This is a genomic window from Rathayibacter sp. VKM Ac-2928 (genome assembly GCF_022815545.1).
GTDB lineage: Bacteria > Actinomycetota > Actinomycetes > Actinomycetales > Microbacteriaceae > Rathayibacter > Rathayibacter festucae.
Window position 1 is genome coordinate 1 of the sequence record NZ_JALGRU010000003.1, and the last position, 13,074, is coordinate 13,074.

Sequence of the window (13,074 nt, forward strand, 5' to 3'; positions counted from 1 at the left end):
CGAGATGCCCCTTGTGCACGCGACACGCCGTGAAAGGCGTGCACAAGTGGCATCTCGCGGAGGGGGCTAGGCCGGGACGTCCACCCAGGCGCCCGCCGCCGAGGCGTCGAGGACGGCGTCGGTGATGCGGGCGGCGCGCAGGCCGTCCGCGAAGGTCGGCAGACCCTCGACCTCGGCACCCGCGACGGCGGCGTAGGTGTCCCGGGCGAACGCGGTGAACGCGTCCTGGTAGCCCATCGGATGCCCGCTCGGCACGATCGAGAGCCGCGCCGCATCCGGGCGCAGGATCGACCCGTCGCGCGGAACGAGCGTCGCGCTGTCGCGCCGCCCGACCCACAGCGTCTCGGGCAGCTCCTGCTCGAACCGCAGCGACTCCTCGAGCCCCGAGACCTCGAGCACCAGCTCGTTCCGGTGCCCGGCGGTCACCTGCGAGACGAGCAGCGTGCCGACGGCGCCGCCCGCAAGGCGGACGATCACCCCGGCGGCGTCCTCCGTCTCGACCCGACGACCGCCTCGCTCCGCGTGCACCGTGCTCGTGAGCGACGCGAGCGACGCGATCCGCTCGCCGGTCACGAACTCGAGCAGATCGACCAGGTGCGAGCCGATGTCGGCGAAGGCGCGCGAGCGCCCGCCCGCCGCCGGATCGACGCGCCAGTTGTCGTCGGAGGCGCCGAGCAGCCAGTCCTGCAGATAGCTCCCGCGCACCGTCACGAGCCGCCCGGTCTCACCGGCCGCGACCCGCGCCCGCGCCTCGCGCACCATCGGGTGGAACCGGTAGGCGAACGGCACCGTGGCGACCACTCCGGCGGCCGACGCGGCGTCGACGAGCGCAATCGCCTCCGCGGTCGTCGCCGCGAGCGGCTTCTCGCAGACCACGTGCTTGCCCGCCGCGATCGCCGCCAGGGCGAGCTCGGCGTGCGTCCCGTTCGGCGTGCAGACGTGCACCACGTCGATCGAGTCGTCCTCGATCAGCGCGCGCGCATCGTCGTGGGCGACCTCGAAGCCGAGCTCGCCGGCCGCCCGCTCGCCCTTCGCCGGGCTGGAGGAGGCGATGCCCGCGAGCACCGCGCCCGCACTGCGGGCCGCCCGGCTGTGCACGGCGGCCATGAAGCCGCCGCCGAGCACGCCGACCCGCAGGGGTCCGCCCATCAGACGAGCGTCGCTTCGCTCGGGTCCCAGTCCTCGGGCAGAGCGGGGCGCGGCGCGACGGTGCTCTCGACGAGCACCTTCTCGCCGGTCTCGGCGGCCTCGAGCAGCGACAGCATCACGTCGGTCACGTGGTAGGCCAGATCGCCCGAGGCCGCCTCGGGACGGTCGGCGCGGATCGCCCGCGCGAGCTCGAGCACGCCGGTGCCGCGCGAGGCGGTCGAGCCGGTCGCCTGGACGACCTCCGGCTCGGACCCGCCGCGCCGGTACAGCGTCAGCTCGCCGTCGTGCATGTTCGGGTCGGGGAGCACGAGGGTGCCCTCGGAGCCGTTGATCTCGACGAAGCCCATCCGCGGCAGGCTCGACTCGAAGCTCCAGACGCCCTGCGCCGAGGCGCCGGACTCGAAGCGCAGGAGCCCGCCGATGTGCGTCGGGATCGTCACGGGGAACTCGGTGCCCTCGCGTGGGCCGGAGCCGACCGTCCGGGTGGCCCGGGCCTGCGAGGAGACCGCGGTCACGCTCTCGACCGGGCCGAGGTTCTGCACGAGGGTCGTGATGTAGTACGGCCCCATGTCCAGCAGCGGTCCGCCGCCGGTGGTGAAGAAGAACTCGGGGTTCGGGTGCCAGCCCTCGGGGCCGGGGCCCTGGAAGAGCGTGATCGCCGAGAGCGGTGTGCCGATGGCTCCGCCCTCGATGAGGCGCTGCGCGGTTTGCAGGCCGGCGCCGAGGAAGGTGTCGGGCGCCGTCGCGACGCGCAGCCCCTTCTCCTTCGCGAGCGCGAGCAGCTCGACGCCGCTGTCGCGGTCGAGCGAGAACGGCTTCTCGGTCCAGACGTGCTTGCCCGCCTCGACGGCCTGGCGCGCCACCTCGACGTGCGCGGCCGGGATCGTGAGGTTCACCACGATCTCGATGCCGGGGTGCGCGAGCAGCTCGTCCACCGTGCCCGAGGCCGGCACGCCGAACGCCTCCGCCTGCGCCCTCGCGCGGTCGAGGTCGATGTCGGCGACGAAGAGGACCTCGAGGTCGGGGAAGACGGTGAGGTTGGTCAGGTACTGCGTGCTGATGTTGCCGGCGCCGATGACGCCGACGCCGACGCGCCCCGCGCCGCTCATGCGGCGAGCTCCGAGACGTAGCGGAGGCCGGAGGCGAGGCCCTCGAAGACGTCGCCCGCGTAGGCGTCGAACTCGAGGACGGCCAGGGCCTGCGGGGCCGCGGCGAGGATCGCCGGAACGTCCATCGCCCCCTCGCCCGCGGGCAGCTGCTCGGACGTCTCCTTCGAGATCGGCCCGTCCTTCACGTGCAGGAACTGCACACGGTCACCGAGGCGGCCGAGCACCTCGACCGGGTCGTCACCGCCGACCGCGGCCCAGTAGGTGTCCAGCTCGAGGACGATGCGCGGGTCGAGCAGGCCGGCAAGGTGCTGGAAGGCGCTGCGGCCGTCGACGCGGTTCTCGAACTCGAAGGCGTGGTTGTGGTAGCCGAGCACCAGCCCGCGCGAGGCGGCGGAGTCGACGAGCGCGTTGAGCTCGTCGGCGATGGTCTTCACGCCGTCGGCGCTGGTCCAGCGCTCCGGGTCGACCATCGGGTCGATCACGGTCTGCACCCCGAGCGAGGCGGCGATGTCGAGGATCTCCTCGACCGGCGCCCCGGTCTCGAGCAGCCGGGCGTGCGCGCTCGGCGCGGTGAGGCCGGCGGCCGGGAGGGCGGAGCGGTACGCGTCGGCGCGGTTCACCAGGTCGAACAGCTCGACCTTCGCGAAGCCGAGTCCGGCGAGCCGGTCCAGGGCGGCCGGCAGGTCCTCCGCGAGCGCGTCGCGGACCGAGTAGAGCTGGACGGAGAGGTCTGAGGGTGTGGCCACCGGGGGGTGCTCCTGATCGACGTCTAACATTGGTCCCCCGACCCTACGCGGACTTTTGCTTCCCGCCAAGCAAAACCCCGGGCCGCGGCGCGGGAAAGCGTGCTCCCGACGCGCAGAAGCCGAGCCCCCTGTGGTTGACTCCAGCCATGTCCCCGCGCCGCCGCTCCTCGATCAGCGCGGTGGGCGAGCTGCTGCTCCTCCTCGCCGACGGAGCGCCGCGCACCCGGGCCGACGTCGTCGCCGAGACCGGCCTGCCCCGCGCCGCCGTCTCCGCGCAGCTCGACGCGCTGATCGCGACGGGTCTCGTCGCCCGCCGCGACGACGCTCCCTCCTCCGGCGGGCGCCCGGCCGGCCGCGTCGCCTTCGACGCCCGCGCGCGCAGCCTCCTCGTCATCGACTTCGGTGCCGCGCACGCCACCGTCGCCCTGACGGACCTCGACGGCCGCGTCCTGGCCGAGCGACGCGAGGCGATCGCGATCGCCGATGGCCCGCAGGTCGTCCTCGGCCACGCCCTCGACGTCGCCGACGCGCTGCTCGCGCAGACCCCCGGCGCCGGTCCGCTCGCGGGCGTCGGCGTCGGCGTCCCCGGCCCGGTCGAGCACGCGACCGGCCGCCCGGTGAAGCCGCCGATCATGCCCGGCTGGGACCGCTTCGACATCCCCGCCGCGGTCGGCCGCCGCCTCGCCGTCCCCGTCCTCGTCGACAACGACGTGAACCTGCTCGCGCTCGGCGAGCACGCCGCCCACTACGCCGACGTCGACGACCTCCTCTACGTGAAGGTCTCCACCGGCATCGGCGCCGGCATCGTCAGCGGCGGCGCCCTCCAGCGCGGCGCCCTCGGCGCGGCGGGCGATCTCGGCCACGTGCAGGTGCCCGGCGACCGCGGCGAGGCCGACCTCGAGGCGATCGCGAGCGGCTCGGCCATCGCCCGCCGCCTCACCGCCGCAGGCCTGCACACCGCTGCCGGCCTCCCGGTCGCCCGGACCTCCGACGTCGTCGCCCTGCTCACCGCCGGCGAGCCGACCACCGTCGAGCTGACCCGCGCCGCCGGCCGCGACCTCGGCGAGGTGCTCGCGACCTGCGTCAACCTGCTCAACCCCTCCGTCATCGTCATCGGCGGCAGCATCGCGGAGGCGAGCCACGAGGTCCTCGCCGGCGTCCGCGAGGTGGTCTACCGCCGCTCCCTCCCCCTGGCGACCCGCGCCCTCGACATCGTGCAGGCCTCCGGCGACACCGGCGGCGGCGTCCGCGGCGCCGCCCTGATGGTCCGCCGCCACCTGCTCTCCCCCGCCGAGGTCGACGCCTTCCTCAGCGCCTGACCCGGCCTGGGCCCGGGCCGACCTCCCCCCGCCGACGGCGTGCCGGTTGGGCAGGACGGCCCGGGAGGCAGAGAATGAATCGGTGCCCGATCTGCAGCTCTCGTTCCCCTGGGAGACGCAACCCGTCTTCGTGGACGCGAAGCCGCCGCACCTCCGCCGGGTCGTCGCCGACTCCTCCGACCGCGCCGCCTGGCTGCGCGCCCGCTCGCGGGGCATCACCGCGACCGACGTCGCGCGCCTCTCCTCCCCCGCGGCCATCGATCGCGCCGCGCTCGACAAGCTCTACGGCTCGAGCTTCAGCGGCAACGCCTTCACCGACCACGGCCGCGCCCGCGAGCCGGAGATCGCCGCCTGGGTGCTCCGCGAGCACGCGATCGAGCCGAGCAGCACCCTCTTCCACGCGAGTCAGGAGCGCCGCCACCTGGCCACTCCCGACGGCATCGGCCTCCGCGAGGACGGCCGCCTCGAGCTCTGCGAGATCAAGACGACCTCGAAGCAGTGGCGCAGCATCCCGCGCCACTACCTGCGCCAGGTCTTCTGGCAGCAGTACGTCCTCGGCGCCGAGCGCACTCTCGTCGTCTGGGAGCAGCACCGCGACTTCGTCCCGATCGACGCCGTCCCCGAGTTCCGCTGGGTCGACCGCGACGAGGACGAGATCCACGTGCTGGTCCGCCTCGCCGGCATGCTGATGGCCGAGCTGCACGAGAGAACGCGCGCGGGCCGGCGGTGACCGCCCTGCTCCTGCACGGCCTGGGCGGCGACCGCTCCCAGCCGCTCGGCCTCCTGCGCGCGGCGCTGCCGGCCGGCACCGAGGTCATCGCGCCGGACGTCCGCGCCCACGGCGCCTCCGAGCTGATCGGCGGCGCGGCCGACTTCTCGCTCGACGCCCTGGCGGACGAGGTGACCGAGCACGTGATCCGGGCCGGAGCCGCGCACAAGCCGCTCACCGTCCTCGGCATCTCGATGGGCGCCGCGATCGCCCTGCGGCTCGCCAGCCGGAAGGTCCTGCCGATCGACCGCGCCGTGTTCGTGCGCCCCGCCTTCACCGCGGAGCCGCTGCCGGACAACCTCACGGTCTTCCCTGTCATCGCGCAGCTGCTGCACGACCACGGCGCCAAGCGCGGCGAGCGGCTCTTCCGCGCCTCCGGCCTCTTCGAGCGCGCGGCCCAGGTGTCGCCCGCGTCGGCGGAGGCGCTCTGCCTGCAGTTCCGCTCGCCGCAGGCCCAGGAGCGGGCCGTCCGCCTGGCCGAGATCCCACGGAACGCCGCCTACCGCGACTCCGGCGAGCTCGGCGAGGTCATCGCGCGCACGCTCGTGATCGCGGCCGACCGCGACCCGGTGCACCCCGTCGCGGTCGCCGAGCAGTGGGCTAGGGCTCTTCCGGACGCAGACCTCGAGCAGGTCCCGTCGCGGGACGCCGGTCTGGCGCAGCAGCAGGAGCGGATCCGCGGTCACGTCCGGGAGTGGCTCGGCCGCTGAGCTCCTCGTCCGCGCGGCGCCGCTCGCTCGCACGCGCACCCGTGAACTCCTCGCCCGCCAGCCCACCCTTGAACTCCTCGCCAGCGAGGACGAGCCCGACGACGGCCAGCCAGAGCACGGCGATCGCCGTCGCGACGAACTCGAGGGTGCCGCCGACTCCCAGCCACAGCCGCAGCAGCGAGAAGATCGCGCCGGTCCCGGCGACCAGGGCCACCGCGACGCCCGCGACCAGCGAGAGTCGGGCGACGCCGGGCCGCTCCCGCGCCGTGGCGAGCTGCAGCATCGCCAGGCAGGCCGCGGAGAAGCCGAGCACCGCGGCGGAGGTGTGGATCAGGTCCTGCCAGCTGAACCGCGGTCCGACCGGGAGCGGGCAGCCCGCCGAGCAGGTCACCTGCGAGGCGAGCGCGAAGCACAGAGCGGCGAGGAGGATCGCCAGCGCGGGCCGGAAGCCGGGCAGCAGCCGCGTTCGCACCGCTCGCGCCCCGATCGCGATAGCGACGCCGCCCGCCGCGACGAGCAGCAGGGCGATGCGGAACGTCCCGGCGGTCGGCAGGTCCGGCGCGCCCATCTCGCTGACGTAGACCCAGCGGCTGGTGCCGATGCTGAAGCGGGCCGCGAGCAGCAGGGCGAGTCCCGCGAGGACCAGGAGCGCCCCCGCCACGAGAAGGGGGCCGTTCGCTCGTCGTCGCACCCCTTCATGGTGCCAGACGGCACAGGGAGCGCCACCCGGGGACCGGGTCGCCGCCCTCCCCTCCCGTACGGGGGACAGGAAGGCTTTCTTCTCCGAGGGGTGACACCGCCGAAACAGCCCGGACTCATTACCGGGCTTGACTGAACGCGGCGCGCGGAAGCGGGGTCGGTCGGGGCGGACAGCCGCCTCCCGCCTGCTCGAAGGACCACCGGCGCCGGATCAGGAAAGGGCGATGATGCACAACAGCGCGCTCGGCCACGGCCTCGCGATCGGCGACATCCCGGAGGAGGTGGTGCTCCCCGAGACGATGACGGCGGCGGTCATCGACGCCCCGGGCGACTGCTCGGTCCTCCACCTGGCGACGGTGCCCACGCCGACCGCGATCAACGCCGAGTTCGCCGTCAAGGTGATCGCGGCGGGAGTGAACCCGCTCGACGTGAAGACGCGAGCGGGCAAGGGAGTCGCCGCGCAGATCCCCTCCTACCCGGCGGTGCTCGGCCACGACTTCTCCGGCATCGTCGTCTCGAGCCCCTATCCGGCGCACCCGCTGCGCCCCGGTGACGAGGTCTACGGCTTCGTGATGGTGCCGCGCTACTCCGGCTCCTACGCCGAGTACGTCAGCGTCCCGAGCGTCTCCCTGGCCCGCAAGCCGTCGACGCTCTCGCACGTCGAGGCGGCGGGGGTGCCGCTCGCCGCGCTGACCGCCTGGGGCATGGTCGTCGAGCTGGCGAAGGCGCACGAGGGCCAGCGGATCCTGATCCACGCCGGATCGGGCGGCGTCGGGCACTTCGCCGTGCAGTTCGCCGCCTACTTCGGCGCGTCGGTGATCGCGACCGGCTCGACCCGCAACCTGCAGTGGCTGCGCGAGCTCGGCGCCGACCAAGTCATCGACCACACCACCGAGCGCTTCGACGAGCTGCTGTCCCGCGTCGACGTGGTGATCGACCTCGTCGGCAACGTGCACGACAGCACGGGCTCCCGCTCACTGTCGGTGCTGCGCCCCGGTGGGCTGATCGTCAACGCGCCGACCGGCAGCTGGCCGGAGTTCTTCGAGGAGGCGGCGGCCGCGGGAGTCCGCGCCTCCACCTTCCGCGTCGCCCCCGACGGCGCCACGCTCGGCGTCGTCTCCCGCCTGCTGGAGTCCGGCGACGTCCGCGTCTTCATCGACGGCGTCTTCCCGCTCTCCGCAGCCGGCGCCGCGCACGCGCAGCTCGAGACCGGCCACACCCGCGGCAAGCTCGTCCTCACCGTCGCCGAGGGCTGACCCCCCTCCCCTCCCGCGAGATGCCACTTGTGCACGCGACACGCCGTGTCGGGCGTGCACAAGTGGCATCTCGCGAAGGGAAGCAGGACGTCAGGGCAGGGGGCGCTCGAGGACGAAGTCCTCCTCGAGACGGCCGCCGACGAGGAAGTGCCGGATGCCGACGACCTCGAAGCCGTGCTTCGCGTAGAAGCGGCGCGCGCGCTCGTTCTCCTGGTTCACGCCGAGCCAGACGCTGAGGGCGCCGATCGCGCGCGCCTCGTCGAGGGTCGCGGCCATCAGCCGGGCCGCGATCCCCGAGCCGTGCCGGTCGGGCAGCGCGTAGCACTTGCTCAGCTCGATCGTCGGCCGGACCGTGACCGCGACCGCCGCCTCGGGGTCGGACGGCTCGCCCCGCACGAGCATCGTGTAGCCCAGCGCGCCGGAGTCGTCCTCCGCCAGGAACAGCACGCGGCCCGAGTCGGCGAGGTAGCCGCGGAAGCGCTCGACCGACAGCACGGTCCGGATGAAGTCCGCCTTCGCCTCCTCGGTGACGTGCGGCGGGCAGGCGAGCGGGAAGGTCGCGGCGGCGACGGCGGCGAGCTCCTCGGCGTCAGCGGCAGAGGCGCGGCGGACGGTCACGGGGTCGATGCTCGGGGGGAGGGAGTCGGACACGCCGTTCAGTATGCCCGGCGCACGCGGCGCCCCCGGAACGACGAAGGAGGGGACCCGCCGAAGCGGATCCCCTCCCGTCACTGCCTGCGCAGCTCAGTGCTGTGCCGAGGCTCAGGCCAGGACGTTGACGTCCAGCGGGATGCCGGGGCCGAAGGTCGTCGAGACGGCGGCCTTCTGGATGTAGCGGCCCTTCGAGGAGGACGGCTTCAGGCGGACGATCTCGTCGAGAGCCGTCTTGAAGTTCTCCTGGAGCTGCTCCTCCGTGAAGGCGGCCTTGCCGACGACGAGGTGCACGTTGGCGTGCTTGTCGACGCGGAACTCGATCTTTCCGCCCTTGATCTCGGTCACGGCGCGAGCCACGTCCGGGGTCACGGTGCCGGTCTTCGGGTTGGGCATGAGGCCGCGGGGGCCGAGCACCTTTCCGAGACGGCCGACCTGGCCCATGAGCTCCGGGGTCGAGACCGCGGAGTCGAACGAGGTGTAGCCGCCGGCGACCTTCTCGATGAGCTCGGCGCCGCCGACCTCGTCGGCGCCCGCGGCGATCGCGGCCTCAGCGGCCGGACCGGTCGCGAACACGATGACGCGAGCGGTCTTGCCCGTGCCGTGCGGCAGGATGACCGTGCCGCGGACCATCTGGTCGGCCTTGCGCGGGTCGACCCCGAGCTTGAGCGCGACCTCGACGGTGCTGTTGAACTTCGCGGAGCCGGTCTCGCGCGCGAGCGCGACGGCCTCGTCGGCGGTGTAGAACTTGCCCTCTTCGAGCTTGGCGGCGGCGGCCCGGTAGGCCTTCGACTTCTGTGCCATGTTGTTTCTCCTTGAAACGAGAATGTGGTTCTAGAGCCTGGCGGGCTCTCCCACGGTGTGAGTTCTGGAAAGGCGGAGGGACTAGCCCTCGACCGTGATGCCCATCGAGCGAGCCGTGCCGGCGATGATCTTCGAGGCGGCCTCGATGTCGTTCGCGTTGAGGTCGGCCTGCTTCGCCTCGGCGATCTCGCGGACCTGCGCCATGGTGAGCTTCGCGACCTTCACGGTGTGCGGGGTCGACGAGCCCTTGGCGACGCCGGCGGCCTTCTTGATGAGCTCCGCCGCGGGCGGGGTCTTCAGGATGAAGGTGAACGAGCGGTCCTCGTAGACGGTGATCTCGACGGGGATGACGTTGCCGCGCTGCGACTCGGTCTGCGCGTTGTACGCCTTGCAGAACTCCATGATGTTGACGCCGTGCTGACCGAGCGCCGGACCGATCGGGGGGGCCGGGTTCGCGGCGCCCGCCTTGATCTGGAGCTTGATCAGGCCGGTGACCTTCTTCTTGGGGGCCATTCAGGATTCCTTTTCTCAGGGTTCGAGCGGTCGGGGGCTCCCGGCCGCTCTCCCGCGCATCCGACGGAGCCGGATCGCGGTGGAGGAGGGTCGGTCGGCGCGCACGCGGTCGGGCGCCGACACGAAAACCCGTACGAGCTTACACGGCCGACGCCCTCCCCGACAGTGCGGGAAGGGCCTCGGCCGGACGGGGGCCCGTCGTCAGAGCTTGGTGACCTGGTCGAACGACAGCTCGACCGGGGTCTCGCGCTCGAAGAGCGAGACGAGGACCGTGAGCTTGCCGCTCTCGGGCTTGATCTCGCTGATCGAGCCGGGAAGACCCGCGAACGAGCCCTCCTTGATCGTGATGGTCTCGCCGATCTCGAAGTCGACCTCGGCGGGCAGCACGCGCTGCGCCTGCTTCTGTCCCTTGACGCCGGCCGTCTTGGACGGCGCGACCTCCTTGATCTCGACCAGGCTCTTCAGCATCGTGAAGGCCTCCTCGAAGCGCAGCGGCGTCGGGTTGTGGGCGTTGCCCACGAAGCCGGTGACGCCCGGAGTGTGGCGGACGACCGACCACGAGTCCTCGTTGAGGTCCATCCGCACCAGCACGTAGCCGGGGATGCGCACGCGGGTGACCATCTTGCGCTGGCCGTTCTTGATCTCGACCACGTCCTCCATCGGGACCTGGACCTCGAAGATGTAGTCCTCGGCCTCGAGGGAGACCTTGCGGTTCTCGATGTTCGACTTCACGCGCTTCTCGAAGCCCGCGTAGGAGTGGATGACGTACCACTTGCCCATCTTGCCGCGCAGCTCGGCGCGGAACGCCTCGTACGGGTCGATGTCGGCGAGGTCCTCGCCCTCGGCCTCCGCGTCCTCCGCGGCGACCTCGGCCTCGTCCTCGACGGCCTCGAGGGCCGCTTCGGCCTCCTCGACGGTGTCGATGTGCGCGGCCTCGTCGACGGCCGAGTCGGCCTCGGGGTCGTCCACGGAGCCGATCGCGTCGAGCGCGGCCTCGAGGTCCGACGCGAGGTCGTCCTCGGACTCGTTCTCGTCGATGACGCTCAGGGCGCCCTCCTCGGCGGGCTCGACGGCGTCCTCAGCCTGGATCTGGGTGTCGCCCTCCTGAACCTCGTCGACCTCGGACGACTGCTCGGCGGCGGTGGCCCAGTCGACGTCGTCGCGGTTTCTGTCAGACACTCGTAACTCTCTCTCGATCGATCGGCCGCGTCCCGTCGGGATTCGCGTGCCGCTGCCGTCGGCGTCCCCCGCTCGTGCGGACGGGACGCTCCCGGGTCGGGTGGCGGGGGTCAGGACGCCGGTGTGCCGAACACGTAGGTCACGGCGAGCGCGAACACCCAGTCCAGCAGCGACACCAGCGCCATCATGATCACGACGAAGATCAGGACCACGACGACGTAGTTGCCGAGCTCCTTGCGCGTCGGCGTGACGACCTTCTTCAGCTCGGCGATGACCTGCCGGATGAAGAGGGCGATGCGCGCGAACGGACTGCGCCGCGCCTCGCGCTGCTGATTGGCGATCGCGACGACGTCCTCGCTCGGCTCGTCGACTGCTTTCCCGGCCACCTGCACGCACCTTTCCCGCACCGGAACCTCCGGTGTGGCCGACCGCCCGTGGGCGGTCCTGGACCGATGACCGCTGCATCGCGGGGACCGCGAGCGACGGGCATCGATGTGCAGGGCGGACAGGGCTCGAACCTGCAACCTGCGGTTTTGGAGACCGCTGCTCTACCAATTGAGCCACCGCCCTATGGATGCCGTTGCGAGCATCCGAGGAGGAGTCGAACGTCTTCGGGAGCCTCAGCAACCGCCTCGGGCGCTGTGAATCCTGGCAGCGTTCGACTACCGCAGACGAGTGTACGTGGACCCGCTGGACGTGTCCAGCCGGGCGCGACCCGTCGCCTGGAGGCCCCCGCGCGCGCGCGATACGCTGGCCGTCGTGTCCTCCACCACGCGCATCTCCGCCCGCATCGCTGCCATCGCCGAGTCCGCGACCCTCAAGGTCGACGCGAAGGCGAAGGCCCTCCAGGCCCAGGGGCGGCCGGTGATCTCCTACGCCGCGGGCGAGCCCGACTTCACCACGCCGCAGCACATCGTCGAGGCCGCGTCGGCCGCGGTGCTCGACCCGAGGAACTACCGGTACACGCCGGCGGCCGGTCTGCCCGACCTCCGCGAGGCCATCGCCGAGAAGACCGCGCGCGACTCCGGCTGGGCCGTCGAGGCATCGCAGGTCGTCGTCACCAACGGCGGCAAGCAGGCCGTCTACCAGGCGTTCCAGACCCTGCTCGACGACGGCGACGAGGTGCTCGTGCCGACCCCCTACTGGACCACCTACCCCGAGGCGATCAAGCTGGCCGGCGGCGTCCAGGTCGACGTCTTCGCCGGCGCGGACCAGGGCTACCTCGTCACCGTCGAGCAGCTCGAGGCGGCGCGCACCGAGCGCACCAAGGTCCTCCTCTTCGTCTCCCCCTCGAACCCCACCGGCGCGGTCTACTCCGCCGAGCAGACCCGCGAGATCGGCGAGTGGGCCGAGGAGCACGGCCTCTGGGTGATCGCCGACGAGATCTACCAGAACCTGGTCTACGCGGCCGAGGGCCAGGACGACGCGAGCCCGCTCACCCGCGCCACCTCGATCGTCGAGGCCGTCCCCGCCCTTCGCGACCGCACGATCCTCGTCAACGGAGTCGCCAAGACCTACGCGATGACCGGCTGGCGCGTGGGCTGGATGGTCGGCCCCGCCGACGCGATCAAGGGCGCCTCGAACCTGCAGTCCCACCTCTCGAGCAACGTCTCCAACATCTCGCAGCGCGCCGCGATCGCCGCCCTCACCGGCCCGCAGGAGCCGGCCGAGGAGATGCGCCTCGCCTTCGACCGCCGCCGCCGCACCATCGTCGACGCGCTGAACGCCATCGACGGTGTCGACTGCCCGACGCCCGGTGGCGCGTTCTACGTGTACCCGGACGTCCGCGGACTGCTGAACCGCGAGTGGGACGGCGTCACGCCGACCACCTCGCTGGAGCTGGCCGACCTGATCCTCGAGAAGGCCGAGGTCGCGACGGTCCCCGGCGAGGCCTTCGGACCCAGCGGCTACCTCCGCCTCTCCTACGCGCTCGGCGACGACGCCTTGCTTGAAGGCGCGAAGCGCCTTCAAGCGCTGTTCGGTTCCACTAGCTGATCTCCTCCTTCGTCGTCGATCAGCCACGGTCAGGCTTCCTGAGACGGGTGCGTTCCGCAGAGCGTCCTGCGTCCGCGCACGACGATTCGCTGGCACGCGAATCGCCGGTTGCGCTCGACCCTGCTGCCCAGGAGCCTGAATCCGGGGTCGCGAGATGCCAGTTGGGGGCGTGACA

The 13,074-nt window shown here is 72.3% G+C and carries 14 protein-coding genes and 1 tRNA gene; 5 read left to right on the forward strand and 10 right to left on the reverse strand.

All coding sequences use genetic code 11. From position 1 onward, the window contains the following. Positions 1-66 precede the first annotated feature (66 nt). From MT350_RS11505 to MT350_RS11515, 3 genes are read right to left on the reverse strand one after another with little or no spacing between them, the layout of a single operon-like run. Positions 67-1,149: a Gfo/Idh/MocA family protein gene (locus MT350_RS11505; RefSeq protein WP_243598354.1), complete on the reverse strand. Its 1,083-nt coding sequence runs from the start codon at positions 1,147-1,149 to the stop codon at positions 67-69. After that, positions 1,149-2,258: a Gfo/Idh/MocA family protein gene (locus MT350_RS11510; protein ID WP_243598353.1), complete on the reverse strand. Its 1,110-nt coding sequence runs from the start codon at positions 2,256-2,258 to the stop codon at positions 1,149-1,151. The genes MT350_RS11505 and MT350_RS11510 overlap by 1 nt, the downstream gene beginning before the upstream one ends. Next, a complete protein-coding gene (locus MT350_RS11515; protein ID WP_243615947.1) occupies positions 2,255-3,004 on the reverse strand; it encodes a sugar phosphate isomerase/epimerase in 750 nt (249 codons plus the stop codon). The genes MT350_RS11510 and MT350_RS11515 overlap by 4 nt, the downstream gene beginning before the upstream one ends. A 146-nt stretch (positions 3,005-3,150) precedes the next feature. Between MT350_RS11515 and MT350_RS11520 the strand changes: the two genes are divergently transcribed. The 3 genes from MT350_RS11520 (at position 3,151) to MT350_RS11530 (ending at position 5,802) form a co-directional block, all read left to right on the forward strand. Continuing rightward, entirely contained in the window at positions 3,151-4,323 is a 1,173-nt protein-coding gene (locus MT350_RS11520) for an ROK family protein (RefSeq protein ID WP_243581335.1), read from the forward strand. 82 nt (positions 4,324-4,405) lie between these two features. Beyond that, the gene (locus tag MT350_RS11525) at positions 4,406-5,053 is read left to right on the forward strand and encodes a YqaJ viral recombinase family protein (RefSeq protein ID WP_374206640.1); all 648 of its coding nucleotides are present in this window, start codon (positions 4,406-4,408) and stop codon (positions 5,051-5,053) included. Next, the gene (locus MT350_RS11530) at positions 5,050-5,802 is read left to right on the forward strand and encodes an alpha/beta fold hydrolase (protein ID WP_243615948.1); all 753 of its coding nucleotides are present in this window, start codon (positions 5,050-5,052) and stop codon (positions 5,800-5,802) included. The genes MT350_RS11525 and MT350_RS11530 overlap by 4 nt, the downstream gene beginning before the upstream one ends. On the opposite strand, the gene MT350_RS11535 is transcribed toward MT350_RS11530, so the two are convergent. After that, complete coding sequence (locus tag MT350_RS11535; RefSeq protein ID WP_243615949.1) at positions 5,693-6,493, reverse strand: DUF998 domain-containing protein; 801 nt, start codon at positions 6,491-6,493, stop codon at positions 5,693-5,695. The genes MT350_RS11530 and MT350_RS11535 overlap by 110 nt on opposite strands. A 235-nt stretch (positions 6,494-6,728) precedes the next feature. On the opposite strand from MT350_RS11535, the gene MT350_RS11540 reads away from it, so the two are divergent. Further along, positions 6,729-7,757, forward strand: a complete 1,029-nt coding sequence (locus MT350_RS11540; RefSeq protein ID WP_374206645.1) for an NADP-dependent oxidoreductase — start codon at positions 6,729-6,731, stop codon at positions 7,755-7,757. A gap of 90 nt (positions 7,758-7,847) precedes the next feature. On the opposite strand, the gene MT350_RS11545 is transcribed toward MT350_RS11540, so the two are convergent. The 6 genes from MT350_RS11545 to MT350_RS11570 form a co-directional block, all read right to left on the reverse strand. After that, the gene (locus MT350_RS11545) at positions 7,848-8,408 is read right to left on the reverse strand and encodes a GNAT family N-acetyltransferase (RefSeq protein WP_243615950.1); all 561 of its coding nucleotides are present in this window, start codon (positions 8,406-8,408) and stop codon (positions 7,848-7,850) included. Positions 8,409-8,519: 111 nt separating this feature from the next. Next, positions 8,520-9,212, reverse strand: a complete 693-nt coding sequence (gene rplA, locus MT350_RS11550) for a 50S ribosomal protein L1 (protein WP_123447821.1) — start codon at positions 9,210-9,212, stop codon at positions 8,520-8,522. A gap of 81 nt (positions 9,213-9,293) precedes the next feature. Beyond that, entirely contained in the window at positions 9,294-9,725 is a 432-nt protein-coding gene (gene rplK, locus MT350_RS11555) for a 50S ribosomal protein L11 (protein ID WP_123737387.1), read from the reverse strand. 201 nt (positions 9,726-9,926) lie between these two features. Then, positions 9,927-10,904 (reverse strand): transcription termination/antitermination protein NusG, encoded by a 978-nt coding sequence (gene nusG, locus MT350_RS20475; protein ID WP_123447823.1) that lies wholly within the window; start codon positions 10,902-10,904, stop codon positions 9,927-9,929. 110 nt (positions 10,905-11,014) lie between these two features. Continuing rightward, positions 11,015-11,290 (reverse strand): preprotein translocase subunit SecE, encoded by a 276-nt coding sequence (gene secE, locus MT350_RS11565; protein ID WP_123447877.1) that lies wholly within the window; start codon positions 11,288-11,290, stop codon positions 11,015-11,017. Between the two features lie 111 nt (positions 11,291-11,401). Continuing rightward, positions 11,402-11,474, reverse strand: a tRNA-Trp gene (locus tag MT350_RS11570). 180 nt (positions 11,475-11,654) lie between these two features. On the opposite strand from MT350_RS11570, the gene MT350_RS11575 reads away from it, so the two are divergent. After that, positions 11,655-12,899, forward strand: a complete 1,245-nt coding sequence (locus tag MT350_RS11575; protein WP_374204634.1) for a pyridoxal phosphate-dependent aminotransferase — start codon at positions 11,655-11,657, stop codon at positions 12,897-12,899. Positions 12,900-13,074: the final 175 nt, after the last annotated feature.

Excerpts from the sequence above, each read along its gene's own strand:
- MT350_RS11520 (WP_243581335.1), top strand. The coding sequence starts at position 3,151 with ATGTCCCCGCGCCGCCGCTCCTCGATCAGCGCGGTGGGCGAGCTGCTG.
- MT350_RS11510 (WP_243598353.1), bottom strand. The coding sequence starts at position 2,258 with ATGAGCGGCGCGGGGCGCGTCGGCGTCGGCGTCATCGGCGCCGGCAAC.
- MT350_RS11540 (WP_374206645.1), top strand. The coding sequence starts at position 6,729 with ATGCACAACAGCGCGCTCGGCCACGGCCTCGCGATCGGCGACATCCCG.
- rplA (WP_123447821.1), bottom strand. The coding sequence starts at position 9,212 with ATGGCACAGAAGTCGAAGGCCTACCGGGCCGCCGCCGCCAAGCTCGAA.
- rplK (WP_123737387.1), bottom strand. The coding sequence starts at position 9,725 with ATGGCCCCCAAGAAGAAGGTCACCGGCCTGATCAAGCTCCAGATCAAG.
- MT350_RS11505 (WP_243598354.1), bottom strand. The coding sequence starts at position 1,149 with ATGGGCGGACCCCTGCGGGTCGGCGTGCTCGGCGGCGGCTTCATGGCC.